25 protein-coding genes are annotated in these 25,307 nt (G+C 73.2%); 13 read left to right on the top strand and 12 right to left on the bottom strand.

Going from position 1 to position 25,307, the window contains the following annotated elements; all coding sequences use genetic code 11:
• Nucleotides 1-696: 696 nt before the first annotated feature.
• A complete protein-coding gene (locus ACFWWQ_RS15870; protein ID WP_384596251.1) occupies nt 697-1,254 on the top strand; it encodes a hypothetical protein in 558 nt (185 codons plus the stop codon).
• 361 nt (nt 1,255-1,615) lie between these two features.
• Here ACFWWQ_RS15870 and ACFWWQ_RS15865 read toward each other — a convergent pair whose 3' ends face one another.
• The 4 genes from ACFWWQ_RS15865 to ACFWWQ_RS15850 all read right to left on the bottom strand — a co-directional run bounded on the left by ACFWWQ_RS15865 (nt 1,616) and on the right by ACFWWQ_RS15850 (nt 4,991).
• The gene (locus ACFWWQ_RS15865) at nt 1,616-2,347 is read right to left on the bottom strand and encodes a phosphatase PAP2 family protein (RefSeq protein ID WP_384596248.1); all 732 of its coding nucleotides are present in this window, start codon (nt 2,345-2,347) and stop codon (nt 1,616-1,618) included.
• A 154-nt stretch (nt 2,348-2,501) separates the two neighbouring features.
• Entirely contained in the window at nt 2,502-3,437 is a 936-nt protein-coding gene (locus ACFWWQ_RS15860; protein ID WP_384596245.1) for a M56 family metallopeptidase, read from the bottom strand.
• Between the two features lie 135 nt (nt 3,438-3,572).
• Entirely contained in the window at nt 3,573-4,391 is an 819-nt protein-coding gene (locus ACFWWQ_RS15855; protein WP_384596242.1) for a DUF5134 domain-containing protein, read from the bottom strand.
• 213 nt (nt 4,392-4,604) lie between these two features.
• Nucleotides 4,605-4,991 (bottom strand): VOC family protein, encoded by a 387-nt coding sequence (locus ACFWWQ_RS15850; protein WP_384596239.1) that lies wholly within the window; start codon nt 4,989-4,991, stop codon nt 4,605-4,607.
• Between the two features lie 199 nt (nt 4,992-5,190).
• Here ACFWWQ_RS15850 and ACFWWQ_RS15845 point away from each other — a divergent pair, with 199 nt between their 5' ends.
• On the top strand, nt 5,191-5,724 hold the full coding sequence (locus ACFWWQ_RS15845; protein ID WP_384596236.1) for a GNAT family N-acetyltransferase: 534 nt from the start codon (nt 5,191-5,193) through the stop codon (nt 5,722-5,724).
• Nucleotides 5,725-5,902: 178 nt separating this feature from the next.
• Here the strand turns inward: ACFWWQ_RS15845 and ACFWWQ_RS15840 are convergent, their stop codons facing one another.
• The 4 genes from ACFWWQ_RS15840 to ACFWWQ_RS15825 form a co-directional block, all read right to left on the bottom strand.
• Nucleotides 5,903-6,703: an amino acid ABC transporter ATP-binding protein gene (locus tag ACFWWQ_RS15840; protein WP_384596233.1), complete on the bottom strand. Its 801-nt coding sequence runs from the start codon at nt 6,701-6,703 to the stop codon at nt 5,903-5,905.
• Nucleotides 6,700-7,599, bottom strand: coding sequence for an amino acid ABC transporter permease (locus ACFWWQ_RS15835; RefSeq protein WP_384596230.1), 900 nt, complete (start codon nt 7,597-7,599; stop codon nt 6,700-6,702). Before ACFWWQ_RS15835 ends, ACFWWQ_RS15840 begins: the two co-directional genes overlap by 4 nt.
• Nucleotides 7,596-8,468, bottom strand: a complete 873-nt coding sequence (locus ACFWWQ_RS15830; RefSeq protein ID WP_384596227.1) for an ABC transporter substrate-binding protein — start codon at nt 8,466-8,468, stop codon at nt 7,596-7,598. The genes ACFWWQ_RS15835 and ACFWWQ_RS15830 overlap by 4 nt, the downstream gene beginning before the upstream one ends.
• 236 nt (nt 8,469-8,704) lie before the next feature.
• On the bottom strand, nt 8,705-9,388 hold the full coding sequence (locus tag ACFWWQ_RS15825; protein ID WP_384596224.1) for a glycerophosphodiester phosphodiesterase: 684 nt from the start codon (nt 9,386-9,388) through the stop codon (nt 8,705-8,707).
• 610 nt (nt 9,389-9,998) lie between these two features.
• Here ACFWWQ_RS15825 and ACFWWQ_RS15820 point away from each other — a divergent pair.
• From ACFWWQ_RS15820 to ACFWWQ_RS15805, 4 genes are all read left to right on the top strand, one after another.
• Complete coding sequence (locus tag ACFWWQ_RS15820) at nt 9,999-11,396, top strand: DUF6421 family protein (protein WP_384596221.1); 1,398 nt, start codon at nt 9,999-10,001, stop codon at nt 11,394-11,396.
• Between the two features lie 68 nt (nt 11,397-11,464).
• Nucleotides 11,465-12,226, top strand: coding sequence for an SDR family NAD(P)-dependent oxidoreductase (locus ACFWWQ_RS15815; protein WP_384596218.1), 762 nt, complete (start codon nt 11,465-11,467; stop codon nt 12,224-12,226).
• Nucleotides 12,205-13,296: a threonine aldolase family protein gene (locus tag ACFWWQ_RS15810; protein ID WP_384596215.1), complete on the top strand. Its 1,092-nt coding sequence runs from the start codon at nt 12,205-12,207 to the stop codon at nt 13,294-13,296. Before ACFWWQ_RS15815 ends, ACFWWQ_RS15810 begins: the two co-directional genes overlap by 22 nt.
• Before the next feature lie 83 nt (nt 13,297-13,379).
• Nucleotides 13,380-13,955 carry a transglutaminase family protein gene (locus tag ACFWWQ_RS15805; RefSeq protein ID WP_384596212.1) on the top strand — a complete coding sequence of 192 codons (576 nt, stop codon included), beginning with the start codon at nt 13,380-13,382 and terminating at the stop codon, nt 13,953-13,955.
• Nucleotides 13,956-14,006: 51 nt separating this feature from the next.
• Here ACFWWQ_RS15805 and ACFWWQ_RS15800 read toward each other — a convergent pair whose 3' ends face one another.
• Nucleotides 14,007-14,723 (bottom strand): lysophospholipid acyltransferase family protein, encoded by a 717-nt coding sequence (locus ACFWWQ_RS15800; RefSeq protein WP_384596209.1) that lies wholly within the window; start codon nt 14,721-14,723, stop codon nt 14,007-14,009.
• Nucleotides 14,724-15,022: 299 nt separating this feature from the next.
• On the opposite strand from ACFWWQ_RS15800, the gene ACFWWQ_RS15795 reads away from it, so the two are divergent.
• The 4 genes from ACFWWQ_RS15795 (at nt 15,023) to ACFWWQ_RS15780 (ending at nt 18,128) form a co-directional block, all read left to right on the top strand.
• Nucleotides 15,023-15,409 (top strand): TlpA family protein disulfide reductase, encoded by a 387-nt coding sequence (locus tag ACFWWQ_RS15795; protein ID WP_384596206.1) that lies wholly within the window; start codon nt 15,023-15,025, stop codon nt 15,407-15,409.
• A gap of 171 nt (nt 15,410-15,580) precedes the next feature.
• Nucleotides 15,581-16,087 carry a flavin reductase family protein gene (locus ACFWWQ_RS15790; protein WP_384596202.1) on the top strand — a complete coding sequence of 169 codons (507 nt, stop codon included), beginning with the start codon at nt 15,581-15,583 and terminating at the stop codon, nt 16,085-16,087.
• A gap of 212 nt (nt 16,088-16,299) precedes the next feature.
• Nucleotides 16,300-17,085, top strand: a complete 786-nt coding sequence (locus tag ACFWWQ_RS15785) for an electron transfer flavoprotein subunit beta/FixA family protein (RefSeq protein ID WP_384596198.1) — start codon at nt 16,300-16,302, stop codon at nt 17,083-17,085.
• A gap of 80 nt (nt 17,086-17,165) precedes the next feature.
• Nucleotides 17,166-18,128, top strand: coding sequence for an electron transfer flavoprotein subunit alpha/FixB family protein (locus ACFWWQ_RS15780; protein WP_384596195.1), 963 nt, complete (start codon nt 17,166-17,168; stop codon nt 18,126-18,128).
• A gap of 79 nt (nt 18,129-18,207) precedes the next feature.
• Here ACFWWQ_RS15780 and ACFWWQ_RS15775 read toward each other — a convergent pair whose 3' ends face one another.
• Nucleotides 18,208-18,729 carry a DinB family protein gene (locus ACFWWQ_RS15775; protein WP_384596192.1) on the bottom strand — a complete coding sequence of 174 codons (522 nt, stop codon included), beginning with the start codon at nt 18,727-18,729 and terminating at the stop codon, nt 18,208-18,210.
• Between the two features lie 231 nt (nt 18,730-18,960).
• Between ACFWWQ_RS15775 and ACFWWQ_RS15770 the strand changes: the two genes are divergently transcribed.
• A complete protein-coding gene (locus tag ACFWWQ_RS15770; RefSeq protein ID WP_384596188.1) occupies nt 18,961-20,322 on the top strand; it encodes a DUF6986 family protein in 1,362 nt (453 codons plus the stop codon).
• A gap of 42 nt (nt 20,323-20,364) precedes the next feature.
• Here the strand turns inward: ACFWWQ_RS15770 and ACFWWQ_RS15765 are convergent, their stop codons facing one another.
• Both ACFWWQ_RS15765 and ACFWWQ_RS15760 read right to left on the bottom strand, forming a co-directional pair.
• Complete coding sequence (locus ACFWWQ_RS15765; protein ID WP_384596185.1) at nt 20,365-20,490, bottom strand: hypothetical protein; 126 nt, start codon at nt 20,488-20,490, stop codon at nt 20,365-20,367.
• Nucleotides 20,491-20,800: 310 nt separating this feature from the next.
• Nucleotides 20,801-21,841 (bottom strand): LacI family DNA-binding transcriptional regulator, encoded by a 1,041-nt coding sequence (locus ACFWWQ_RS15760; protein ID WP_384596182.1) that lies wholly within the window; start codon nt 21,839-21,841, stop codon nt 20,801-20,803.
• Nucleotides 21,842-21,982: 141 nt separating this feature from the next.
• On the opposite strand from ACFWWQ_RS15760, the gene ACFWWQ_RS15755 reads away from it, so the two are divergent.
• Both ACFWWQ_RS15755 and ACFWWQ_RS15750 read left to right on the top strand, forming a co-directional pair.
• Nucleotides 21,983-22,939 carry an ROK family protein gene (locus ACFWWQ_RS15755; protein ID WP_384596179.1) on the top strand — a complete coding sequence of 319 codons (957 nt, stop codon included), beginning with the start codon at nt 21,983-21,985 and terminating at the stop codon, nt 22,937-22,939.
• 242 nt (nt 22,940-23,181) lie between these two features.
• Complete coding sequence (locus ACFWWQ_RS15750) at nt 23,182-25,185, top strand: protein kinase (protein ID WP_384596176.1); 2,004 nt, start codon at nt 23,182-23,184, stop codon at nt 25,183-25,185.
• Nucleotides 25,186-25,307 lie beyond the last annotated feature (122 nt).

Raw genomic sequence — 25,307 nt, 5'->3', positions numbered from 1 at the left:
TCGTCGAGGGACTCGGTGAGCAGCACCGCGACGCCGCCCGATTGCTGGGCGGTCGCCTCGTCGACGAGGTCGATCACGGCATGGCCACGCAGCTGGCTGATGGTCCCTTCCCGGGAGATGGGATCCGGCGCGTGTACCACGACGGGAATGCGCTCTGCGGGCTCCTCCACGGCCGTCCTGAATGACCCGCGCAATGGTGTCCTCCCGTGCCGATCGCCGCGCCGGCACGGAGGTATTTCCGCATCGGGCGTCTCTTGATGTGGTCTCAGACGGACGGGAAGACGGGGATGGTTGTGTGCGCGATCCAGCTGTAACGCAATTGTCGGTGAAGTGCGGGAAATCAGTGAACAGGTTGTGTTTCCACGGGTGTTGGCGGTGCAAAAGGGGTGGTAGTGGCCGTGACCTCATGGGTGAAAATCGGCCACCTGGCGAATTGCGGACGTGGTGCGGACGAGGTGAACGGAGGTTGGTGGAGGGGTGTGCGGTAGCGACTCCGCCTCTGGAGCGGAAAAGTAATTCCCGGGGAATGGCGACCATGATCTCGGAGATGCGTCTGACGCTACTCTTTGCCTGAACTTTACGATGGTTCGATGAACCGGCGGAGAATTGCGGCCGCGTCGCGTTCCACGTCCCCGGCGAGGTGACGGCGGACGGACGAGGCGGCGGCGGACGGATACGGCGACGGCGGACGGATACATGGAGCGTTCGCGTCCGCGCGGCCGGGGGAGGAGCATCGGACGGGTGACCGACCCGCGTCCGATCCTCTTCCTCGACGTCGACGGCCCGCTCAACCCGTGGCGCGCCCCTTTCGGACGGGCCCCGGCCGGATACACCACCCTGCCGATGCGCCCCACGGGCTGGGAGGAGCCGCATCCGCCGCTGCCGGTACGCCTCGCCCCCCGGCACGGCCCGCTGCTGCTGGCACTCGGCTACCGCCTCGTGTGGGCCAGTACCTGGGGCCCCGAGGCCAACACCTGGATCGCCCCCGTCCTGGGCCTCCCCGCCCTCCCGTACGTGGACTGGCCCCGGCCCCCGCACCGCGCCCTCGACGGCGTGCACTGGAAGACCCGCCGCCTGGTCGCCGTCGCCGACGGCCGCCCGTTCGCCTGGGTCGACGACGAGATCGCCGCACCGGACCGGAGCTGGATCGCCGGGCACCACGAGGGGCGGGTTCTGCTGCGGTGCATCGACGCGGCGGTGGGGTTGGCGGGGGATGACTTCGCGGTGCTGCGGGGGTGGGGGAGGGGGCGGTGAGGGGACCGGGGCGGGGCGGTGGGGTGCCCGGGTCGCCTGGCCCGGCCCCAGGCCCGGCCTTGGCGCCCGTCCGCCCGACGTCCGCCCGACGTCCGCCCGCCGGGCGTCCGCCCGCGGCGTGCACTGCCCGCCCGCCTGACCCGGGGCCCGCTCACTGGCCATGGTCAGGGGCTCGTTCGCCTCGCGCCATGACCCTGGTCGCGTTCGTACGCCATGGTCTTGGTCGCGTTCGTACGCCATGGTCCGTCGACCGCTGCCGAGCCCGTCCGTCGTCGGCGGGGAGCAGGCGGGACGGCCGAGGGCGCGCGGCGAGCCGCCCCGCACAGCGCCCGCGGCAATTCACCCCGTGCCCCGCCCCGCCTCATGGGGCCGGAGTGCCGCTCGTCCCCCTCGCCCGTCGCCGTTCATGCACCCCGTAAGCCGCCACCGACGCCGCGACCACCGTGGCGCCGAACAGCCAGCCGCCGACGACGTCCGACAGCCAGTGCACGCCCAGGAACACCCGGGTGAAGCCGACACCGGCCATCGACACCGCCGCCACCGCGACGGCCGCCTGCCACAGGGCCGGGCGGGGCGCGTGCCGCCGCAGCAGCCAGAGGAGCAGCCCGGCCGCGACCGTGACCGACAGCGCGTGCCCGGACGGGAACGCCTGGTAGTGCGCTGAGTCGACGGGGTCGGGCCACACCGGACGGTCCCGGTCCACCGCCGCCTTCAGCCCCTGCTGGAGGCCGGTGCCCAGCAGCGACGTGGCGGCCACCCAGACGCCGAGCAGCCACGCACCGCGGCGTACGAGCAGCCCGACCGCCACCGCCAGCACGGCCCGCATCGTCCAGGGGTCCCACACCCAGTCGGTGAGGATCCGGTTGACGTGGGTCCAGCCGGGAGCGCCGACGGCCGCGGTGTGCAGGGTGTCCGCGACGGTCCGGTCGAGTCCGATGAGCGGCGCCCAGCCCGCCGTGACCAGCACGGTCAGGACGACGGCGGGCACGGCACAGCCGACGAGCACGGCCAGCGGCGCGCGCACGGACGGGTACCGGGAAGGGGTGCCGAGGGGGCGCGGCGCCGGCGTCGCGCGCCGTTCTGACGAGGCCATGCGCCGATCTTCGCGGACGAGACGCCCCGGCGCCATGCCCCACACCCGACACCCGCACCCGCACCGCTGTTCCCCGGACCTCGACCGACGCGGACGGTGGGCCACGCCCCGTCATCTCTCCTGCGGATAAGGCACGGTGGCGCCTGCCGCACGGTCACGTCAGGGCGCGCAGCCCCGGGACGAACGTGATCAGCAGCGGTACGGCCGGGAGCAGCGCGGCGTACGCGGTGACCCGCAGCCGGCGGGCGGGCGAGAAGCGGACGCCCGGCGCCAGCAGCCGGTCCACCCGCTGCGGCACCTGCCCCAGCTGCTCGGGACACGGCCCGAAGACCCCGCGGTCCTCGTTCATCCCGACCAGCGCCAGCGCGGTCGTCAGCCGCCCGAAGCGGCGCGACGCCATATCGTCCGCGGCCAGTTCGACCAGCCGGTGCACCTGATCCCGGAAGGCGGCGAACACCGGGACCTGCGGGAAACCGACCGCGAGCGCCGAGGCGCAGTGCAGCAGCAGATCGTGCCGGGCCCGGGCGTGGCCCTGCTCATGGGCGAGCAGCGCATCGAGTTGATGATCCTTCAGCCTCCGCAACGCAGCGGTGGTGACGGCGAGTTGGGGCGCGCTGCGCTGTAGCCACCACGCCTCGGGGCGGTCGCTCTCCAGGACGACGAGGCGGTCGCCGGAGCGTTCCTCACCCGGCAGCAGCGGCACCCGGCGCAGCAGGTCCGCGCGGCGCTGCCGACGGCGGGCCCGTGCGGCGCGCACCTCACGGGTCAGCGCCACCGCCGTCCACACCGCGCCCCCGGCGAGCAGCACCGCCAGCGAACCGGCCCACGGCCCATAGGTGTTGAGCGCGTACGCCTCGACGACGACCCGCGGCGCGAAGCCGAACACCGGGCCCCGGACGACTTCCCAGGCGGCGGCCGCGCTCAGCGCCATCGCCAGCCCGCAGCAGAGCAGCACACCGGCGACCACGCACTGCCAGACCCACAGGGCGAGCACCGGTTCCCGGTCGGGCCAGTCCGAACGGGCCATCAGCCGCGGTGCTGTGGACGCGGCCAGCACGCCGAGGATCATCAGCGTGAGGGGGACCATCATGCCGTCAGCCTATGAGCGCCCCACTTCCGGGCGGTACGGCCGCGTTCCGGAAGTGACGTATGCCACCTCGCCGGAGGCGTGACGCATACCGCCCCCGGACGCCGCCCCGGACGGCCCTCGCGGGCCGGACCGGCATCAGACCGACAGCAGCATCACGAACATCCCGAGGCTCATTGCCAACCGGCAGGCCCCGAACGCCTCGGCGCGCCGGAGGACCGGATCCGCGACGGCGGAACGGGCCGCGGCAGCACCCTCCGGGAGCCGGGCCGTGGCGCCCTCCGGCGGACCAGCCGGGGAGCCCTCCGGGAGGCCGACTGCGGCGCCCTCCGGGAGCGGCGCGTCGTCGACCGGGCCGGCGCCCGCACCCGCAGGCACCGCAGCCGGTTCGCCCGCGGGCACCGCGACCGGCTCACCCGAAGGCATGACCCTCACCCCCGCCGCCACCGCCCCCCGCTGGCCCGCCCCCGGTATCAACCGGCTCCCGGCGAGGAGCACCGCCCCCGCGTAGTAGACCAACAAGGCGCCCGTCACCAGAGACGGGCCACCCGTGCCGACGTGCCCGGCGTGGTCGGCCATCATCGCGCCACCGTGCCAGCCCGGCGTCGTCATCGGCGCCATGCCGCTCATCGCCGGGTCCGCAGCCAGGAGCGGGGTCATCACCAGTGCCATGTAGACCATCGCCAGCGAGTCGACGGCGTGGTGCGCGTGCCGGAGCCACAGGGCCCGCAGCGCCGCGGCGGTGAAGACCGCGGCGTACACCCACGGCAGCCACGGCGGTGGCGCGAACACCGTGGCGGGCAGCGCCATCACCGCCATCGCCAGCCCCATCAGCGCCTGACCGCGCGCCTGGGACCGCTGCGCCGCCGTGCCGCGGCGCGCCCGCGACAGGCAGTACCCGCCCGTCGCGGCGCACACCACCACCAGCAGCCAACTCGTCAGCGACGGCCCGTGCACTCCGACCTCCCCACCCCGGTCCGGGACGGCGGCAGATATCCCGCGGCCCGGCCGGACACCGATCACGTACGACCACAGAATGCCCAGGTCACGGGGGGCGCAAGGGAGCGCACGGGGGCAGGTGGGGAGCGCAGGACCGACCGCCCCGGGGAGGCCCGGAACGGCGGCGTCAGCCGGTGGCCCGGGTCCGGGCCCGGTCCCCGGAGCCGCAGGTCAGGGCCGGTAGCGCAGAGGGTGGTCGGCGGGCACCTCGACGAGGACGAGGCGATGGCCGTCCGGATCGGCGATCCACATCTCGATCAGGCCCCACGGCTCCCGGACCGGCGGCCGCAGGATCTCCACACCGCGCGCCGTCAGCGTGCGGTGTGCCGTGGCCACGTCCGCCACCTGGAGCCACAGCTGAAGCGTCGGCCCGGGCGCCCCGTCCGACCGGCCGGACACCTCCAGGAAGCCGCCGCCCAGGAAGTACACCGTGCCCCGCTCGGGGCCCGCGCCGAACTCCCGGTAGATCTCCAGACCCAGCGCCTCGCCGTAGAAGGCCCGCGACCGCTCGGGGTCCACGGGCCGTACCAGCACCCTGCTGCTCAGTACCTGCACCATGCGCCGGACCCTACGCGCCCGGGGGCGCGCGGCCGTGCGCCGCGCGCGGGTTCCGGCGGCGGGGGAGTGCAGGGACACTTGTCCGGCCCGGCATCGGGACGAAAGGCCCTGATCAGCCGGTGTGTCGCCTTGCTAGCCTCACGGTGTGCCCGGCGGCCCGCCGCACGCCCACCGCCCGCCCGAGAGGAACCCCCGCACCATGCCCACCGGTGAACTCGTCTTCCGTACCGCCACCGACGCCGACATTCCCGCGCTCGTCGCGCTGATCGAGTCGGCGTACCGGGGCGACGCGAGCCGGGCGGGCTGGACCACCGAGGCCCACCTGCTGGAGGGCCGGCGCACGGACCCCGAGGGCGTCGCCGCCGTGGTGCGCCAGGAGCGCAGCCGCCTGCTGGTGGCGGAGCGCGACGGCGAGCCGATCGCCTGCTGCCAGCTCGAAGACCGCGGCGACCACGCCTACTTCGGCATGTTCGCGGTCCGCCCCACCCTCCAGGGCGGCGGCCTCGGCAAGGTGATCATCGCCGAGGCGGAGCGCGCCGCCCACGCCGAGTGGGGCGCCGCGGAGATGCGGATGACCGTCATCCGGCAGCGCCCGGAGCTGATCGCCTGGTACGAGCGGCGCGGCTACCGCCGTACCGGCGAGCTGAGCCCATTCCCCTACGGCGACGAGCGGTTCGGCGTCCCGCAGCGCGACGACCTCGCCTTCGAACTGCTGGTCAAGCCCCTCGGTTGAGCCACCGGGCGAACGGGCCGGCCCGAGGACGAGCCGCGCCGGAAAGCGGCGGGCCGCGCCGGAAAGCGGCGGGCGGCGCCCCACGGGCCGGCCGTTCGCTGCCAACGCCCCACGGGTCGCCGCTCGCTACCCACGCCCTGCCCGGTGCGGCCCTACCAGCGCCCCGTCCGGCGTGGCCCTACCAGTGCCCCGCCCCCACAACCCGCTCCAGGAACTGCCGGGTCCGGGCCTCCCGCGGCGCCCCGAACAGCTCCCCGGGGGTGCCGCGCTCCCGGATCACCCCGGCGTCCAGGAAACACACCTGATCGGCGACGTCCCGGGCGAACCCCATCTCGTGGGTGGCGAGCACCATCGTCATGCCCTCCTCCTTCAGCCCGCGCACCACGCCCAGCACCTCGCCCACCAGCTCCGGGTCGAGCGCCGCGGTGATCTCGTCGAGCAGCAGCAGCCGGGGGCGGCAGGCCAGCGCCCGGACGATGGCGACGCGCTGCTGCTGCCCGCCGCTGAGCCGGTCCGGATAGGCATCCGCCCGCCCGCCGAGCCCCAGCCGCTCCAGCAGCGTGTGTGCCCGCGCCTCCGCCTCGTCCCGCGCCACCCCGTGGACCCGGCGCGGCGCCAGCGTGATGTTGTCCAGCACCGTCATGTGCGGGAAGAGGTTGTACGCCTGGAAGACCACACCGATACGGCGGCGCACCGCGTCCGCGTCGGCGCGCGGATCGGTGATCTCCTCGCCGTCCAGGAAGATCGCCCCGTCGTCGATCTCCTCCAGCAGATTCGCGCACCGCAGCAGCGTCGACTTGCCGGAACCGGACGCCCCGATCAGCGCCGTGACGGTGTGCGGCGCGACCTCCAGATCGACGTCCCGCAGCACGACCGTGCCCCGCCCGTACGTCTTGCGGACGGCCTCCAGCCGCAGCACCGGCGCGACACCGCCCGCCGCCGGCTCCGGCTCCACCGGCCGCTCGGCCGCCCTGCTCATACGATCCCTCCCTGGGCGCGGCGCCGGTCCATCCGGGCGGTCACCCAGTCCGTCAGGCGCGTCATCGGGATCGTCAGGGCGACGAAGACCAGCCCGGCGACCACGTACGGCGTGTAGTTGAAGTCCTTGCCCGCGATGATCTGCGCCGCGTACACCGCGTCGACTGCCCCGGCGATCGACACCAGGCCGGTGTCCTTCTGGAGCGAAACCAGATCGTTCAACAGCGGCGGCACCACCCGCCGCACCGCCTGCGGCAGCACCACGAACCGCAGCGCCTGCCCGCTCGACAGCCCCAGCGACCGCGCCGCGGCCCGCTGCGAGGGATGCACCGATTCGATCCCGGCGCGGAAGACCTCCGCCACATACGCGGAGTACGTCAGGACCAGTGCCGCCCCGCCGAGCAGCACCGGATCGGTGGTGACGCCCTGGAGCCGCAGCGCCGGGACGCCGAAGACCACCATCAACAGGCAGATGATCAGCGGCAGTCCGCGGAAGAAGTCGGTGTACGCGGTGGCCAGCGCCCGCAGCGGGAAGAACACCGGTCCGCGCAACGTCCGCGCCACCGCCAGCGCCATCCCGAACACCAGCACCGCGGCGCCGCACACCACCAGCAGTTCCAGGTTGAGCAGCAGCCCCTCCAGCACCTTGGGCAGCGCGATGCGCGCGTACGCGGCGCTGAAGAAGGTCTCGCGGGTGCGCTGCCAGCCGGGCGACCCGGTGATCACGACGTACAGCACGGCGCCGGTCACCAGCGTGCTCACCGCGGCGACGGCGGTGGCGCGGCGGGCCCGGGTACGCCGGTACCGGTCCCGCGCCAGCCGCCGCGCGGACGGGACGTAGCCGTCGTCCTCGGTGACCACGGGGGAGGTGCCCGACGGGCCCTTGGCGAGGCTCATTTGAGCACCGGCGCATGGGCGGCGTCGGCCAGCCACTTCTTCTCCAGGGCGGCGAGCGTGCCGTCCTTGCGTAGCGCGTCGACGGCCGCCCGGACGCACCCGGTGATCCGGCTCTGCTTGTCGAGCACCAGGCCGAACTGCTCGCCGTCCGCGCCGGTGTTCGCGAACTGCCCGACGATCTTCGCGTCCTTCACCTCCGTGGAGGTGATGAAGAACGCCGTCGGCAGATCGACGAGGATCGCGTCGACCTGGCCGTTCTTCAGCGCGGACTTGGCGAAGTCGTTCTTCTGGTAGACGGCGGGCCGCCGGCCGGGCCGGATGGTGTCGTTGATGACGTCGAGGCTGGTGGTACCGACCTGGGCGCCGAGCCGTACGCCCTTGAGGTCGGCGATGCTCTTGGCTTTCGCCGTCTTCGAGCCCTTGAGCGCCACGACCGCCTGCCGCACCTCGTAGTAGCCGGAGGAGAAGGCGACGGCCTGCTTGCGCGAGGCGCTGATCGAGATCTGGTTGATGTCGAAGTCGAACTTCTTCTCACCGGGCGCGAACGCGTTGTTGAACGGCACGGTCTGCCAGGTGACCGCGGACCGCGGGTAGCCGAGCCGGTCGGCGACCGCGTAGGCGACGGCCGACTCGAAGCCCTCGCCGTTCGCCGGGTCGTCGTCCTGGAACCACGGGGCGTACGCGGGCTTGTCGGTGCCGACGGTCACCTTCCCGGCCGTCACCGTGTCCAACTTGCCGCGCGTACAACTCTCCTTGCCCACCCCGGCCGCACCCTCGGACGAGGCGTCCTGCGGCGCACAGCCGACGGCGGCGCACCCCAACACGGCGGCACATACGGCGAACAGGGCGGGGCGAGAGGCGAGGCGCATGGCGGGAGAGTGGCAGGGCCAGTGGCCATCTGTCGAGATCACCGCGGAAATCGTCCGGATTCCGGAACGAGATTGCACGCCTGTGAACTGCGGATTTCGTACGGGGGAGAGGAAGGGCGGGGCTGACGCCTCCTCACGGACGCGCGCCCCGCCCCGGCCCCGCACTCGGGCCTCGCCCCGGGCACGAGCCCTGACCGCGACTGCCGCGGCGAACTCGTCCCAGGGTGGCCCGTCTCTCAAGCCGTGAACCGCACCGCCCGGCGGATCTCCGGCTGGTCGGTCACCACGCCGTCGAGGCCCAGGCCGCGGGCCAGCCGCAGTTGGTCGTGGGTGTTGACGGTCCAGGCCACCACCCGCAGCCCCTCGGCGTGGGCCCGTTCCACCAACTCCAGGGTCAGACGGCGGATGTTGAGCGAGAGCATCGACGCGCCCACCGCCAGCGCCCGGTCCACCACATCGGTGCCGTACCGGCTGGCGACCAGCGCGGTGCGGATGCCCGGGACCAGCGTCCGGATGGCGGCCAGCGCCTCGTCGTGGAAGGAGATCACCTCGACCCGGCCGGTCAGATCGCGGGCCCGCAGCACCTCGGCGAGCGCCCGCGCCGCCGCCACATCCTTGATCTCGGCCTGGAGCGGCGCCCGGACCGCGTCCACGACCTCCGCGAACACCGGGATCCGCTCACCCCGCCCGGCGTCCAGCTCGCGCAGCTCCGCGAGGGTGTGTTCGGCGATCGGCCCGCTGCCGTCGGTGGTCCGGGACACGTCCGCGTCGTGCATCACCACGAGCGCGCCGTCCTTGCTCAGATGCAGATCCAGCTCGACGACGTCGAGCCCTTCACGCTCGGCTCGGACGAACGACCGGAGCGTGTTCTCCGGCTCCACGCCCATCATTCCGCGGTGCCCGATGGTGAGAAAGGACAAGGCTGCCTCGCTTCTGTCGGCTCGGTACTGCTCTGCTGTCGCCACTCGTCTGCTGTCGCCACTCGCCGTGCGGCGGCGCCATGGCCCCGCACCCCGGAACGCCCCGGACGCCCGGCCCCGGCCCGCACCGCCCCGGCCCGCCGCCCCGCACACCACGACCTCGGGCACAAAGCCGTACGAAATGGCGCACAGCCTAACGGCTCCACCGGGCCCAGGAAGCGGCGCGGACCAGCCACCGCGCGCCCCTCGGAGCGCCCGTGCCACCCGCCCGTCGGGCCGCCCGCCGGAGGCCGTCCGCCGTGCCCGTACCGGACAGGCGCCCCCGGTCCGACAACCCGGAACACCTGCTCAGGGGTATCTGTCCGCCCCGGCCGTCCGCGAACCCGCTCACCCGCGCGTGGGCGCGTCCCCACCGGGCTGACGACGGCCCGCGTCACGGGGTGGAGGGCGGTGCATACGGAGAGAACATGTCGCTCCACCCCGCGTCAACAGGAAAAATCCTCGTGATATGGGGGTGTCAGCAGAATAATTTTCGACGGCTCCTCTTGAGCGAAAGAACCTTGGCTGGTTACGGTGGGTGCACCAGACGATCTACCGCCGGAGGGCAGTCATGACGGAAATCCTTTCGCCTGTGGGTGCTCGGACGGGCACCGCGACCGCGGAGTCGGTGACCGCGCACCCGGCCTGGCCCGCCCTGAAGGACGCGGTCGAGACCATCCGGCCGTGGCAGTCCAAGGACGGCTCGATCGACCTGACCGCCGACGGCACCCCCACTGCAGAAACGGTTCGCCACGAGGTCGACCGGATCATCACCGCCCTCGGTGAGCTGGCCCCGCTGCTGCCGCACAACGCGGCGTACCACGACGCGCTCGCCGCAGACCTGCGCCGCTGGGTGGACGACGGCTTCGGTGTGCCGGACTTCCTCGACTCGCTGCTGGCCTTCCAGCCCGCGCAGCAGCGCGCCGACGGCCTCCAGCACCTCGTGCTCTTCCCGATGTACACGCAGAACGGCAACCCGGACCGCAACTTCGAGGCCGTCGTCCTGCGCATGGTCTGGCCCGAATGGCTCGCCGAGCTGGAGCGCACCCGCTACGACAACCCGCTCTTCTGCGGCATCACCTTCGAGGACTTCACCGCCGGGTACGACACCAACTCCGCGGTCCTCTTCCCGGAGACCATCGCCGTGCGCGAAGCCCCCGAGCGGTTCAGCTGGGGCGGCATCTTCTGCGACCGCGAGGCCGCACGCTTCCGCCGCGTCAGCGAGGCGGCCGTCGACACGCTCGGCATCGAGCTGCCCGACGACATCCGCTCCCTCCTCGCCGACCAGGACCGCTGCCAGCAGGCGTTCGTCCTGTGGGACATGGTCCACGACCGCACCCACAGCCACGGCGACCTGCCGTTCGACCCGTTCATGATCAAGCAGCGCCAGCCGTTCTGGATGTACGGCCTCGAAGAGCTGCGCTGCGACCTCACCGCCTTCCGCGAGGCCGTGAAGCTGGAGGCCGAGGGGTACCCGCAGGCCCGCGATGTGCAGTACGCCGTGATCTTCGACCGGATGTTCCGCTTCCCGGTCACCGGCGACCGCAACCGCAACTACGACGGCCTCGGCGGCCAGCTGCTCTTCGCCTACCTCCACCAGCACTCCGTCGTACGCTGGACGGACAACACTCTCCACATCGACTGGGAGCGGGCGCCGAAGGTCACCAACCAGCTGTGCGGTGAGATCGAGAAGCTCTACCGCGACGGCATCGACCGGCCCAAACTGGTCCACTGGTTCGCCGCCTACGACCTCGTCTCGACGTACCTCGCCCCGCACCCGGGATCGGTCTGGGCGAAGGGCCCCGACGCCCTCGACCTCGACCAGCCGCCGCGCAAGCTCGTGGACGACGTGCTGCCCGACGAGTTCCCGCTCAGCATGTTCTACGAGGCCCTTGCCAAGAAGCTGCGTACGGTGATCGCTTCCACCAAGGGCATCACGGCCGGCCGCGAGATGCCGGCGGCGGCGTGAGCACCGGCCGCGCCACCACCGAAACCGCAGGTCAGTCAGGTGTCCAGAAGGATGAGGAGGCGACGGAGATGAGTACTTCGACGGGCGGCCAGGGGTCGCTGGAGGGCGCTGTCATCGCGGTGGCGGGCGCCGCCGGGCCCGCGGGGCGGGCCACCCTGCTGCGGTTGGCCGAGGCGGGCGCCACCGTCGTCGGCTGTGACGCGGACGCCGCACGGCTGGCCGAGGCGGTGGACGCCGCCCGCTACGCCCACGGCGGCGCCAAGGTCATCGGCGACACGGTCGATCTGCTCGACCCGGAGCAGACCCGGGAGTGGGCGGGCCGTACGGAGAAGGAGTTCGGCCGGATCGATGGGCTGGTCCACCTCGTCGGCGGCTGGCGCGGCTCGAAGACCTTCGCCGAGACCGACCTGCGCGACTGGGACCTGCTGCACAACCTCCTCGTCCGCACCGTCCAGCACACCTCCCTCGCCTTCCAAGAAGGGCTCCAGCGTTCCGGAAACGGCCGGTATCTGCTGATCAGCGCCGCCGGGGCGAGCAAGCCCACGGCCGGGAACGCCGCGTACGCCGCGTCCAAGGCGGCGGCCGAGGCGTGGACGCTGGCGCTGGCCGACGCGTTCCGCAAGGCGGGGGGCGAGGAGGGCCCGCGGGCCGCGGCTGCGATCCTGGTCGTCAAGGCGCTCGTCAACGAACAGATGCGCGCCGAGCGACCGAACGCCAAGTTCGCGGGCTTCACCGACGTCACGGAGCTGGCCGAGGCCATCGCCGGGGTCTGGGGCCGGCCCGCCCGGGAAGTGAATGGAAAGCGTCTGTGGCTGACCCCCGAGCCGTGAGCGGCGGCAAGACCGACGCCCGGCAGCACCACGACACCCAGGTACGCGGCTTCGCCAGCGACAACTACGCGGGCGCGCACCCGGAAGTGCTCGCCGCCCTCGCCCTCGCCAACGGCGGCCATCAGATCGCCTACGGGGAGGACGAGTACACCGCCCACCTCCAGCGGGTGATCCGCAGCCACTTCGGGCAGCGGGCCGAGGCGTTCCCCGTCTTCAACGGCACCGGCGCCAACGTCGTCGCGCTCCAGTCGGTCACCGACCGCTGGGGCGCGGTGATCGCCGCCGAGTCGGCGCACATCAACGTCGACGAATGCGGTGCCCCGGAGCGGGTCGGCGGCCTGAAGCTGCTGACCGTGCCGACCGGGGACGGCAAGCTCACCCCCGAGCTGATCGACCGCGAGGCGTACGGCTGGGACGACGAGCACCGCGCCATGCCGCAGGTCGTCTCGATCACCCAGAGCACCGAACTGGGCACGCTCTACACCCCGGACGAGATCCGGGCGATCTGCGAGCACGCCCATGAGCGCAACATGGTGGTGCACCTCGACGGTTCGCGGATAGCCAACGCCGCGGCGTCACTGGACGTGCCGATGCGGACGTTCACCAATGCGGTGGGGGTGGACCTGCTCTCCCTGGGCGGCACGAAGAACGGTGCCGTCTTCGGTGAGGCGGTCGTCGTCCTCAACCCCGACGTGGTGCGCGGGATGAAGCATCTGCGGAAGCTGTCGATGCAGCTGGCGTCCAAGATGCGCTTCGTCTCCGTGCAGTTGGAGGCGCTGCTCGCCAAGGACCTGTGGCTGCGCAACGCCCGGCACGCCAACACCATGGCGCAGCGCCTGGCGGCCGGGGTGCGGGAGGTCGCCGGGGTGGAGATCCTCTACCCCGTGCAGGCCAACGCGGTCTTCGCCCGTCTGCCGCACGCCGTCAGCGAACGCCTCCAGAAGCGCTACCGCTTCTACTTCTGGGACGAGGCGGCCGGTGTGGTGCGGTGGATGTGCGCCTTCGACACCACCGAGGAGGATGTCGACGGCTTCCTCGCCGCCCTCCGCGAGGAGATCGGCGCCGCCTGACGGCACCGCTCTGTCTGAATGGCTATGCGCCCGACCGGAAAGTCATTGACCTCCAGTCGGGCGCATCGTTACGCTCCCGGCGCATGGAGCTGATCCAGGAAACCCCGGAACTCTCGGCCTACTTGGCGGTGAGCGAGGCCATCGACCACGATCATCCGCTGGTCCGGGCCACCGCGACACTGCTGCGCGCCGAGGCCGCCGACGCATACACATACGCCAAGGCCGCCTTCAAGTTCGTCCGCGACACCATCCCGCACTCCCAGGACGCCGATGATCCGCGCGTCACCTGGCGCGCCTCCGACGTCCTCGCGCGGCGCACCGGCATCTGCTTCGCCAAGTCCCACGCACTGGCCGCCCTGTTGCGCGCCGAGGGCATTCCCGCCGCGCTCTGCTACCAGAAGCTCGACACCCTGCACGGGCTGATCGCGCTGCGGCTGCCCGGCGGCGACTGGGCGCGGCAGGACCCGCGTGGCAACAAACCGGGCGTGGACGCGCAGTTCCGCACCGACCGGGAACAGCTCGCCTGGCCCGTCCGCCCGGAGCTCGGCGAGGCGGACTCACCAGCGCTGTACGCCGAACCGCTGCCCGCCGTACTCCGGTGCCTGCGCGAGGCGGCCGACCGACCCCAGCTGTGGCGGACACTCCCCACCGACTTCTGAGGCGGCGGAGAAGAAACGGCCCGGGGGCCGCACGGCCCTCGGGCGCCGTCGTCAGGCGGGCGAACCGGGCGCCGCCGGGGCCGTGCCACCCAGGTGGGCCGGGATCCACCAGGTGTCGTCCGGCCCCTTGGGGCGCACGGGGTAGGCGCGCTGCGCCGCCTCCAGCAGGTCCTGGACGCGGGAGCGCAGCCGGTCGGTGATCTTCTCCGCCTGCTCGTCCGGGTCCGCCTCCATCGGCTCGCCGATCCGGATCGTGATCGGGAAGTGGTTGCGCCCCAGGTCCCGCTTGTGGCCCTTGGTCCACAGCCGCTGGGTGCCCCACAGCGCCACCGGCAGCAGCGGCACGCCCGCCTCCTGTGCCAGCCGCACCGCGCCCGACTTGAAGCCCTTCAGCGTGAACGACTCCGAGATCGTCGCCTCCGGGAAGACGCCGATCACCTCGCCCGACCGCAGCGCCGACAGTGCGTGCCGGTACGCGTGCACGCCCTGCGCACGGTCCACCGGAATGTGCTTCATCGCCCGCATCAGCGGCCCGGACACCTTGTGCCGGAACACCGACTCCTTCGCCATGAACCGCACCAGACGCTTCGCCGGACGGGCCGCGAGGCCCGCGAAGACGAAGTCGAGGTACCCGATGTGGTTGCTCACCAGCACCGCGCCGCCACGCCGCGGAATGTGCTCCGCCCCCGCAATGTCGAGTTTCAGGTCGAGTGATTTGAAGAGGGTGCGCGCGGCACCGATCACCGGCGGATAGACCAGTTCGGCCATGTCGGGGGACCCCTTTTCTGTGCCCGGGGAGGGTTCTCCCGGCGGAAACCTACGCAGCCGTAAGAAGCGGCTTTCGGGAGATCGTGCCCGATCACAGGCGTCGCGGCTACCACAGGGGCCACCCGGGGCGGGAGATTCTCATCACGTATGCCCCACTCCCGTCGCGGACCGCGCGACCCGGGCGTACTGTCCGCGCCCCCCGTCGGGAACGCGGACGCGCCCGCGGGAATCAATCCGGCGCCGCGCGCGCTGCACCCCACGACGACCGCCCGCACCACCCCACACCCAGGAGGCCGACGGTGCCCCAGCAGGACGACGGCGTACGGCTCGGCGCGGAGAGCCTGGGGGTGCCGCTGGGGGAGCGGGCCACGCTGGTGCAGTTCTCCAGCGCCTTCTGCCAGCCCTGCCGCGCCACCCGCCGCACCCTCGCCGAGGTCGCCGCCATGGTCGACGGCGTCACCCACACCGAGATCGACGCCGAATCCCGTCTCGGGCTCGTCCGGCGGCTGCGGATCGAGAGCACGCCGACCGTCCTCGTGCTCGATGCCCAGGGCGTCATCGTGCGCCGCGCCGCCGGTCAGCCCCGTAAGGCCGATGTCATCGCGGCGCTCGGCGAGGCGGTCCGTGAGGGATCTCCCAGATACCGGGCGCCTCTTGACGCTCCGCCCCGTACCTCGTCACGCTGACGTGATGCGGCCAGGAACCCTTCTGTACGGACGCGCCCACGTGGATCTGCTGCGGACCGCCGGCGCGCGCTGTCCGGGCGTGTGAGCAGCGACGACACCGCCGCCGCCGGTCCCGCCACGGCGGCCGGCGGCCCTGCCACGGCTCGTACACCTCAGCCGAAGGACAATTCCATGACGGCATCGCCGGATCTCGGCACGCCCCGCACCGCCTCCCCCGAACTCCTGCGTTCCGTCTTCCGGCAGCACGCCGCGGGCGTCGCGGTGATCACCGCGCGGGGCGAGCGCCCCGTCGGCTTCACGGCGACCTCCCTGACCTCCGTCGCCGCCGAACCGCCGCTGCTCTCCTTCGGCGTCGCCACCACCGCCTCCTCCTGGCCCGTGCTCGCCGGGACGGATCACCTGGGCGTGCACATACTCGGCGAGCACCAGCAGGAGCTGGCCGCCACCTTCGCCCGCAGCGGCGCCGACCGCTTCGGCCCCGGCACCTCCTGGCGCACCGGCCCCGAGGGCGTACCGCTGCTCGACGGTGTCCTCGCCTGGCTGGTGTGCCGGGTCGTCGCCCGTATCCCGGCCGGTGACCACCGCATCGTCCTCGCGCAGCCGCTCCTCGGCGACCCGGCGGGACCGGGCCGTCCGCTCCTGTACCACCAGGGGCGCTTCAACGCGCTGCGCGACTGACGGGTTCCCGTAACGCTTCGTCATCCCCGGGTCGGGGCCGTTGGGTAGGTCACAGTTCAGCGGCCTTGATTCCGGGGACGACACTGTATGTACTGGTGAGTAATATCGGGGTCGGCGCGGGGAGTCCGAACCGACCCGGAGCCGCCCCCACAGGCGCCTATGCTGCCAGCACAAGGCAGTTCTGAAGAGACGAAGCAGGTAGGAGAGCCGGCGTGAGCTTGAGGATCGTTGTCTGTGTGAAGTACGTGCCCGACGCCACCGGCGACCGGCACTTCGCCGAGGACCTGACCGTCGACCGCGACGACGTGGACGGCCTCCTCTCGGAGCTGGACGAGTACGCCGTCGAGCAGGCCCTGCAGATCAAGGAGGCGGCCGACGACGCCGAGGTCACCGTCCTGACCGTCGGCCCCGAAGACGCCAACGACGCGTTGCGCAAGGCGCTGTCGATGGGCGCGGACAAGGGCATCCACGTCGAGGACGACGACCTGCACGGCACCGATGCGCTGGGCACCTCCCTCGTGCTCGCCAAGGCCATCGAGAAGGCCGGTTACGACCTGGTCGTCTGCGGTATGGCCTCCACCGACGGCACCATGGGCGTGCTGCCCGCCCTGCTCGCCGAGCGGCTGAACGTCCCGCAGGTCACCCAGCTCGCCGAGGTCGCGGTCGACGGCGGCACGGTGACCGGCCGCCGCGACGGCGACACCGCCAGCGAGCAGCTGGAGGCGTCGCTCCCGGCCGTCGTGTCCGTGACCGACCAGTCCGGCGAGGCGCGTTACCCCTCCTTCAAGGGCATCATGGCCGCCAAGAAGAAGCCGGTGGAGTCCTGGGAGCTGGACGACCTCGACATCGACGCGGACGAGGTCGGCCTGGAGGGTGCCTGGACCGCGGTCGACGCCGCCACGGAGCGCCCGGCCCGTACGGCCGGCACGATCGTCACGGACGAGGGCGAGGGCGGCAAGCAGCTCGCCGAGTTCCTCGCGGGCCAGAAGTTCATCTGAGGCCCACCGGCCGGGGGTCGCGCCCGCGCATCCCGGCCGCCCCGCAACCGCCCTCATTCTTCCCGCAGGAGAGTCACCCCATGGCTGAAGTCCTTGTCTACGTCGACCACGTGGACGGTGCCGTCCGCAAGCCCACCCTCGAACTGCTCACCCTGGCCCGCCGCATCGGCGAGCCCGTGGCCGTGCACCTCGGCGCCGGTGCGGAAGCCGCCGCCGCCACCCTCGCCGAGCACGGCGCGGTGAAGGTGCTCGCCGCCGACGCCCCCGAGTTCACCGAGTACCTCGTCGCCCCCAAGGTGGATGCGCTCCAGGCGGCGTACGAGGCGGTGTCCCCGGTCGCCGTGCTGCTGCCGTCCTCCGCCGAGGGCAAGGAGATCGGTGCGCGTCTCGCGGTGCGTATCGGCTCCGGCATCATCACCGACGCCGTCGACCTGGAGGCCGGTGACGAGGGCCCGGTGGCCACGCAGTCCGTTTTCGCCGCGTCCTTCACCACCAAGTCGCGCGTCACCACCGGCACCCCGGTCATCACCGTCAAGCCCAACTCCGCCGCGCCCGAGGCCGATCCGGCCGCAGGTACGGTCGAGCAGCTCGACGTGACCGTCGCCGACTCCTCCAAGGGCACCAAGGTCGTCTCGCGCACCCCGCGGGAGTCGACCGGCCGTCCGGAGCTGACCGAGGCCGCGATCGTGGTCTCCGGTGGCCGCGGCGTCAACGGTGCCGAGAACTTCCCGGTCATCGAGGCGCTGGCGGACTCGCTGGGCGCGGCGGTGGGCGCCTCGCGTGCCGCGGTGGACGCCGGTTGGTATCCGCACACCAACCAGGTCGGCCAGACCGGTAAGAGCGTGTCGCCGCAGCTGTACATCGCCGCCGGTATCTCCGGTGCGATCCAGCACCGCGCCGGTATGCAGACCTCCAAGACGATTGTCGCGATCAACAAGGACGCCGAGGCCCCGATCTTCGAGCTGGTCGACTACGGCGTCGTCGGCGATCTCTTCCACGTCGTCCCGGCCCTGACCGAAGAGGTCAAGATCCGCAAGGGCTGAGTCACTTCGGGCCGGCCGGTCCGCGCCCATGGTGGAGGCCCCGTACGCCCCGCGCGTACGGGGCCTCCACCATGCGAGGTCAGTCGCCGGTGACGCCGTCGATCCGTTCCCGCAGCAGATCCGCGTGGCCGTTGTGCCGTGCGTACTCCTCGATGAGATGGGTGTATATCCAGCGCAGGTTGAGCTCCCGGCCGCGCGGTGCGGCGAACGTCTCGTCGAGGCCGCGGTCCGCCACCGCCGCATCGCACACCGCGGTCTCCGCACGGAACGCGGCGAGATCGGCCTCGGCGCTCTCGGGGGTGCCGTCGTCGTGGTCGGCGTCGATGTTCTCGTCCGTGATGTGGAGCGAGGGGATCAGCTCGCGGGCGAACCGCTGCCGCAACCAGGCGCGTTCGACATCGGTGAGGTGGCGTACCAGCCCGAGGAGGCTGAGGGTGGAGGGCGCCGCGCTCCGCAGCGTCAACTGTTCGCCGGTCAGGCCCGCGCATTTGGTCAGCAGGGTGTCGCGGTGCCAGTCGAGCCAGCCCTGCAGCATCTCGCGCTCGCCGACGGCGGCGGGCATCGGGCGGCGTTCCACAGAGGGTGCGATCCAAGTCGTCATACGGTGAGTCTGCCGGGGCGCGCCGCGCGGTGCCAGGCACTTTGCGGGGCCATGGTGCGCCGGGCCGGGGCGTCCCGGCCGTTGCGCCGCCCGGTCGCGGCGACGGCTCGTGGCAGGCGCAAAGAGGTGTTGACCTTGCCACCCGCCACGGTTAGCTTCGCTATACGGATTGTTAATTCCGTTAAGCGGAAGTTGCTCGCGTATCGTGCGTCACCATCGGGAGGATGTCGAATGGGGCAGCAGGAGACCGTGGCGACCAGCCTTGCGGACACCGTACGCGAGGGCATCGGGGCCTCCCTCGCCGACGTCGACGCGGACCTCGCTCGCCGGTACCCGGGCGACCCCGGCACCCGCCAGCCGGTCCACACCGTCTACGTCCCCGCCGACGCCTTCACCGCCACCACCCTGCGGACCTGGGGCGACGAGGCGCTGGCCGCCCTCGACGCGCACGCGCCGGACGCCGGTGCGCTCGCCCGTGTCCTCGGCATTCCGGAAGACCTCGCCGGGCCCGTCCACGACCGTGTCCGCGACAAGCTGACGCGCGAGCCGGTCGAGGACCTCCGTATCGACTTCGAGGACGGCTACGGGCCCCGGCCCGACGCCGAGGAGGACGCGGCCGCCGCCCGCGCCGCCGCCCTCGTGGCGGCCGCGTACCGCGACGGCAGCGCCGCGCCCTACATGGGCATCCGCATGAAGTGCCTGGAGGCCGCCGTCCGCGACCGCGGCATCCGCACGCTCGACATCTTCCTCACCGGCCTGATGAACGCCGGTGGCCTGCCCGAGGGCCTGGTCCTCACGCTGCCCAAGGTGACCTACGCCGAGCAGGTCACCGCGATGGTGCGGCTGCTGGAGGAGTTCGAGAAGGCGCACGGGCTGGCGAGCGGCCGGATCGGCTTCGAGATCCAGATCGAGACCACCCAGTCCATCCTCGGTGCCGACGGCCGCGTCACCGTCGCCCGCATGATCGAGGCCGCCGAGGGCCGCGCCACCTCGCTCCACTACGGCACCTTCGACTACAGCGCCTCCTGCGGTGTCAGCGCCGCCCACCAGTCGCCGGACCACCCGGTCGCCGACCACGCCAAGGCCGTCATGCAGGTCGTCGCCGCCGGGACGGGCGTCCGCCTCTCCGACGGCTCGACCAACGTCCTGCCCGTCGGCACCACCGAACAGGTCCACGCCGCCTGGCGCCTGCACCACGGTCTCGTCCGCCGCTCCCTCACCCGCGCCTACTACCAGGGCTGGGACATGCACCCGGGCCACCTCCCGACCCGCTACGCCGCGGTCTACGCCTTCTACCGCGAGGGCCTGGAGCATGCCGCGGCCCGGCTCGCCGCCTACGTCGGCAAGGCGGGTGGCGCGGTCATGGACGAACCCGCCACCGCCAAGGCGCTCAGCTCCTCCCTCCTGCGCGGTCTGGACTGCGGCGCCCTCGACACCGCCGAGGTCGCCCGGCTCACCGGACTGACCCGCACCGAACTGGACGCTCTCGCGGGGCGCCCGGTTCGCCAGATCCTGTCGTCACCCTCCCGCCTGCCGCTCTCCGGGCGAGACGACGGGAGTGCGACGACAGGCCCTGAAGGGCCCTGGGCGTGAGCCACCGGGCCGCCGTCACCGGGGAGCGGCGGCCCGTGCCGCTCAGCCCGCCACCTCGGCGGCCACCTGCCGCAGGGCCGCCACCGCCGCGAAGCTGCCCCGCTCGGCGACCTCCCGCAGCACCCGCAGCCCGGCCAATGTCACGTCGATGCCCGCACCCGTGCGCATATTTCCAGACGGAGCCCGTCGCCTTCGGCATCCCGCGCGGCGACCGGACCCTGGCGGTGCAGATGCTCTTCAACCCCCGGCCGCCCGAGGTGAAGGCGGCGCTCTTCGCCGCCGTCCGCGACCGCCTCCGCGACACGGCGGGCGTCCCGGAGGAAGCCTCTTCCTCTGTGCCGTCGAGACCGCGGGGGAGAACTGGTGGGCCGCCGGACGCGTCGTCGATCCGGCGACCGGCTACGACGCGCGGAGGGACCGCACCGGGGCATCCGGATGAGTCCCCCATAGCCCTTCCACATAAGGGAGTTGTGGTACGTCAGTCGTGTGCGGGCCGTATCTCGCCCGAGCCGCGGGCGATCAGCCGGGTCGGGATCTCCTCCCGGCGCGGCGGCTCGTCGGCGCCTTCCAGGCGGCGGAAGAGGAGCCCGGCGGCGGTCCGCCCCATTCGGGCCGCGTCCTGGGCGACGACGGTGACCGCCGGGCTCACCAGATCCGCCAGCTCGAAGTCGTCGAAGCCCACCAGCGCCACCGGCGCGGTGCACTGCCGCAGGACCCGTACGAGGGTGACCGTGACGCGGTTGTTCCCGGCGAACAGTGCGGTCACCGGCTCCGGCGCGTCCAGCATCGCGCGCGCCGCGGTGTGCACCCGCTCCGGTTCGGTGGTGCCGAGCGAGACCCACGCGTCGTCCACCGGCAGCCCGGCGGCGGCCATCGCGGTGCGGTAGCCGCGCAGCCGCTCCTTCGCGGTGTGGATACGCGGCTGATCGCCGATGAAGCCGATCCGGCGGTGGCCGTGCGCGATGAGATGGGCGACCGCGTCCCGCGAGCCGCCGACGCTGTCCGACAGGACGGTGTCCGCCTCGATCCGCCCGGCCGGACGGTCCACGAAGACGGTGGCGACGCCCGCGGCGATCTCCGGCGCGAGATAGCGGTGGTCGTCGCCCGCCGGGATCACCACCAGACCGTCGACCCGCCGCGCGCACAGCGCCAGCGCCAACTCCTGCTCCCGGGCCGGGTCCTCGGCGCTGGAGCCGTTGATCAGCAGCGCGCCGTGGTGCCGCGCGACCTCCTCCACGGCGCGGCTGAGCGGACCGTAGAAGGGGTCGGCGAGGTCCTCCAGGACCAGGCCGATGCTGGCGGTGCGGCCCTTGCGCAGGATCCGGGCGGAGTCGTTGCGCCGGAAGCCGAGGGCGGTGATGGCCTCCTGGACGCGGCGCTCGGTGTCCGGGGTGACGCCCGGCTCGCCGTTGACCACCCGGGAGACGGTCTTCAGCCCCACCCCGGCGCGCGCCGCGACGTCCTTCATGGTGGGACGGGTGCCGTAGCGGCGGGAGCTGCCCCGGGCGGTGTCGGTCACGTGCGGGGTCCCCCTCGGCTGCGGCTGCGGTGTTCCGCCGAGCATAGCCGCTGGACAACGTTGTCACCTGGGGTGAGACTGACCTCTCCGTCACCGGACCGGCGCCGTCGGTCCCCACGTCCACCAGGAGAAGCGGCACCGATGCAGAAGGACCTCAGCGCAGCCCTGGACATCGGCGGAACCAAGATCGCCGGAGCCCTGGTGGACGGGCACGGCAGGCTGCTCGTACGCACCACCCGGCCCACCCCCGCCGACCGGGACGCGGCCACGGTGATGCGCGCGGTGGCCGCCGTGGCCGGCGAGTTGACCGCGGCGCCGCAGTGGGCGCGGGTGGGCGCGGTCGGTATCGGCAGCGCCGGTCCGGTGGACGCGGCGGCCGGGACGGTCAGCCCCGTCAACATCCCCGGCTGGCGCGGCTTCCCGCTGGTCGCGGGCGTCCGCGCGCTCACCGGCGGCCTCCCCGTCGTGCTGATGGGCGACGGGGTGGCGATGGCGGCGGCCGAGCACTGGCAGGGCGCGGCGCGTGGCCGGGCCAACGCGCTGTGCATGGTGGTCTCCACGGGCGTCGGCGGCGGCCTGATCCTGGGCGGTCGCCCGCACCCCGGGCCCACCGGCAACGCCGGGCACATCGGTCACATCAGCGTCGACCTAGACGGGGACCGCTGCCCGTGCGGCGCCCGCGGCTGTGTGGAGCGGATCGCCAGCGGCCCGAACATCGTCCGCCGCGCACGGGAGAACGGCTGGCGGCCGGGGCCCGGCGGCGAGGACGGCGCGGCGGCGGTGGCGGCCGCGGCGCGCGCCGGGGATCCGGTCGCCCGGCATTCCTTCGAACGGGCCGCCCAGGCGCTGGCCGCCGGGATCGCCGCCACCGCGGCGCTCGTGGAGATCGAAATCGCCGTCGTCGGCGGCGGGGTGGCGGGCGCCGGCGAGGTGCTGTTCGCGCCGCTGCGCCGGGCGCTGCGGGAGTACGCGACGCTCTCCTTCGTGGCCGGGCTGACCGTCGTCCCCGCGGAGACGGGCACGGACGCCGGCCTGGTGGGCGCCGCCGCGGCCGCCGCACAACAGTTCCGCCTCGACGCCTTCGCCGCCACGTTCTGACGGTCCGTCGGGTTCACGTGCCAGGCCGTATTGCCGGGCTCGTCCTGGTACACCCGGTACCGATCCGCCCTTCCGTGTGCGGATGTACGGACCGGACACCGCGAACCCCGTCGTCCCGGCGGACGATCCGATGCCCCGGAGGCGTCCCGGGCGCTCGTCCGGCGCCTTAACCTGGTGCACGTCGGAAGAGGCGGGCAGGGAAACGGCCGACGGCGACGTCGGGCAGTGGGAGGAACGGCGACGTGGCTTCGGGGGAGCGCGGACAGCGCGGGGCGGACGAGGGCAACGGCGGGGGCGGGGACGGTTCCGCCGGGCCGGACGAGGGCAACGGCGGGGGCGGGGACGGTTCCGCCGGGCCGGACGACGTGACGGCGGGGCTGCCGGGCCCGGATGCCGGGAAGCAGGCGGGCGGCGGGGCCGGCGCCCGGGCCGAGGACGATCTGGCGGGCCGTCTGCTCGGCGGCCGCTACCGCGTCACCGGCCGGATCGGCCGCGGCGGCATGGGCGTGGTCTGCCGCGCCGTGGACGAGGTGCTGGGCCGCGAGGTCGCCGTCAAGGTGCTGCGCGCCTACACCGACGCCTCGGCTCCGGAGCTGGCCGATCTGCGCACCCGTATGCAGCGCGAGGCGCGCGCCGCGGCCCGGATCCGGCACTCCGGCGTGATCACCGTCCATGACGTCATCGACGAGGGCGGACGCCCCGTCATCGTCATGGAGCTGGTGGACGGGCCGTCGCTGGACGACGCGGTCGGGCGCCGCGGCGGCATCGAGCCGCGCGAGATGGCCGCGATCGGCGCCCGGGTGATGGACGCGCTGGACGCCGCGCACCGCGCCGGGGTGCTGCACCGCGATGTGAAGCCCGGCAACGTCCTGCTGGACAGCAGCGGCCGGGTGGTCCTCACCGACTTCGGCATCGCCAGCATCGAGGCCCCCGGCGACGGCGCCGAGACCCACATCACCCGCAGCGGCGAACTGGTCGGCTCGCTCGACTACCTCCCGCCCGAGCGCGCCCAGGGCATGGGCCCGAGCCCCGCGTCCGACATCTGGTCGCTGGGCATGACGCTGTACGCGGCGGTCGAGGGCGGTTCCGCGCCGTTCCGCCGTACGTCGGTGTACTCCACGCTGACGGCGATCGTCACCGAACCGCTGCCGGAGCCCCGGCGGGCCGGGCCGCTGACGCCGGTGCTGCACGCGCTGATGGCGAAGAACCCGGCGGACCGGCCGGACGCGGCGCGCGCCCGGGAGATGCTGCAGGCCGTCGCCGACGGGGGCGATCCGGGGGCGATGCCGGTGCCCGGCGCGCCGCATCTGCCGACGGCCACGGACATCAAGCCGGTGGGCCCGCCCCCCCCGCCGCGGCCGTTCGGGGCGGCGGGGGCGGGCGGCAACGGTTCGGGTGCGCCCACCGGTTGGCTCTCCGGGCCGGGTGCGGCGGGTTCGTCCTCGCAGGCGCCGTCGGGCGGCCCGGAGCCGGTCCACGATCAGCCGACCGCGGTGGTCGGCGCGGTGGCGGCGTCCCGCTCCGCACGGGACACCGCGCCGCTGCCGCGCCCGCGCCGCGGCGGGCGGATCGCGCTCGCCGTCGCCGCCGTGCTGGTGGTGCTCGCGACCGGCGGCGGGGTGACGTATCTGATGGTCGGCGACAAGGGCGAGCCCGCCGCGCGGGGCGGGTCGCCGGCGCCGTCCGACGGCAGTGCCGGCCGCGCCACCGAGCCCGGGGCGCCGATCTCCCCGGACGCCAAGAGCAGCCACAAGGGCGACGGCAAGAACACGGCCACGGACGGTGGCGCGGGCAATGCCGGGGAGAGCCCGGGCGGCGAACCGCCGCGGACGGACGAGCCGTCCGACGGCACCTCCTCCCCGGCGGACGACCCGAGCACCGGTGACGGCGGCCACGGTGGCGGTGCGGATGGCGGAAACGAGTCAGGAGACCCCACCGGTGGCGGCAGCACCCCGCCGCCGGAGACCTCGTGCACCCCCGGGGGCACCGGGAAGACGAACTGCGTGGTGTGGCGCACCGCCGATTCGTACACCGCGTCCGGTCAGAAGGCCGGTGTGGTGAACGGCGGCACCAACTACTTCTACTGCCAGGCGAATCTGGGCCGCCGGGAGACCTCCGGCCGGTGGACCAACGTCTGGTGGGCCAAGACGGACGACGACAGCGGCAACACCGGCGTCTATATCAGCGTCGTCTACCTCAAGGGCGGCGCCAACGACCAGCCGATGCCGGGGCTGCCGGTCTGCTGAACGCCGCCGTGGGGGGGGGGGGGGGGGGCCCCCCCCCCCCGGGGGGCGGGGCAGCCGCCCCCGGGCGGGGGGGCCCCGCCAAGAGCGGCGTGGGGGGGGGGCGCCCGCGCCACGGCAGCGAC

It is taken from the genome of Streptomyces sp. NPDC059080 (assembly GCF_042739975.1).
GTDB classification, from domain to species: Bacteria; Actinomycetota; Actinomycetes; order Streptomycetales; family Streptomycetaceae; genus Streptomyces; species Streptomyces benahoarensis.
The sequence above is the reverse complement of the archived record's forward strand: the minus strand, read 5'-3'. Positions and strand labels throughout refer to the sequence as shown.

Bases quoted from the DNA above. Each gene is read 5' to 3' on its own strand.
- ACFWWQ_RS15755 (WP_384596179.1), top strand. From the start codon at position 21,983: ATGCAGAAGGACCTCAGCGCAGCCCTGGACATCGGCGGAACCAAGATC.
- ACFWWQ_RS15845 (WP_384596236.1), top strand. From the start codon at position 5,191: ATGCCCACCGGTGAACTCGTCTTCCGTACCGCCACCGACGCCGACATT.
- ACFWWQ_RS15800 (WP_384596209.1), bottom strand. From the start codon at position 14,723: ATGGCCGAACTGGTCTATCCGCCGGTGATCGGTGCCGCGCGCACCCTC.
- ACFWWQ_RS15765 (WP_384596185.1), bottom strand. From the start codon at position 20,490: ATGCGCACGGGTGCGGGCATCGACGTGACATTGGCCGGGCTGCGGGTG.
- ACFWWQ_RS15835 (WP_384596230.1), bottom strand. From the start codon at position 7,599: ATGAGCCTCGCCAAGGGCCCGTCGGGCACCTCCCCCGTGGTCACCGAG.
- ACFWWQ_RS15780 (WP_384596195.1), top strand. From the start codon at position 17,166: ATGGCTGAAGTCCTTGTCTACGTCGACCACGTGGACGGTGCCGTCCGC.
- ACFWWQ_RS15860 (WP_384596245.1), bottom strand. From the start codon at position 3,437: ATGATGGTCCCCCTCACGCTGATGATCCTCGGCGTGCTGGCCGCGTCC.
- ACFWWQ_RS15805 (WP_384596212.1), top strand. From the start codon at position 13,380: ATGGAGCTGATCCAGGAAACCCCGGAACTCTCGGCCTACTTGGCGGTG.
- ACFWWQ_RS15865 (WP_384596248.1), bottom strand. From the start codon at position 2,347: ATGGCCTCGTCAGAACGGCGCGCGACGCCGGCGCCGCGCCCCCTCGGC.
- ACFWWQ_RS15790 (WP_384596202.1), top strand. From the start codon at position 15,581: ATGACGGCATCGCCGGATCTCGGCACGCCCCGCACCGCCTCCCCCGAA.
- ACFWWQ_RS15870 (WP_384596251.1), top strand. From the start codon at position 697: ATGGAGCGTTCGCGTCCGCGCGGCCGGGGGAGGAGCATCGGACGGGTG.
- ACFWWQ_RS15815 (WP_384596218.1), top strand. From the start codon at position 11,465: ATGAGTACTTCGACGGGCGGCCAGGGGTCGCTGGAGGGCGCTGTCATC.
- ACFWWQ_RS15850 (WP_384596239.1), bottom strand. From the start codon at position 4,991: ATGGTGCAGGTACTGAGCAGCAGGGTGCTGGTACGGCCCGTGGACCCC.
- ACFWWQ_RS15840 (WP_384596233.1), bottom strand. From the start codon at position 6,703: ATGAGCAGGGCGGCCGAGCGGCCGGTGGAGCCGGAGCCGGCGGCGGGC.
- ACFWWQ_RS15775 (WP_384596192.1), bottom strand. From the start codon at position 18,729: ATGACGACTTGGATCGCACCCTCTGTGGAACGCCGCCCGATGCCCGCC.
- ACFWWQ_RS15830 (WP_384596227.1), bottom strand. From the start codon at position 8,468: ATGCGCCTCGCCTCTCGCCCCGCCCTGTTCGCCGTATGTGCCGCCGTG.
- ACFWWQ_RS15770 (WP_384596188.1), top strand. From the start codon at position 18,961: ATGGGGCAGCAGGAGACCGTGGCGACCAGCCTTGCGGACACCGTACGC.
- ACFWWQ_RS15820 (WP_384596221.1), top strand. From the start codon at position 9,999: ATGACGGAAATCCTTTCGCCTGTGGGTGCTCGGACGGGCACCGCGACC.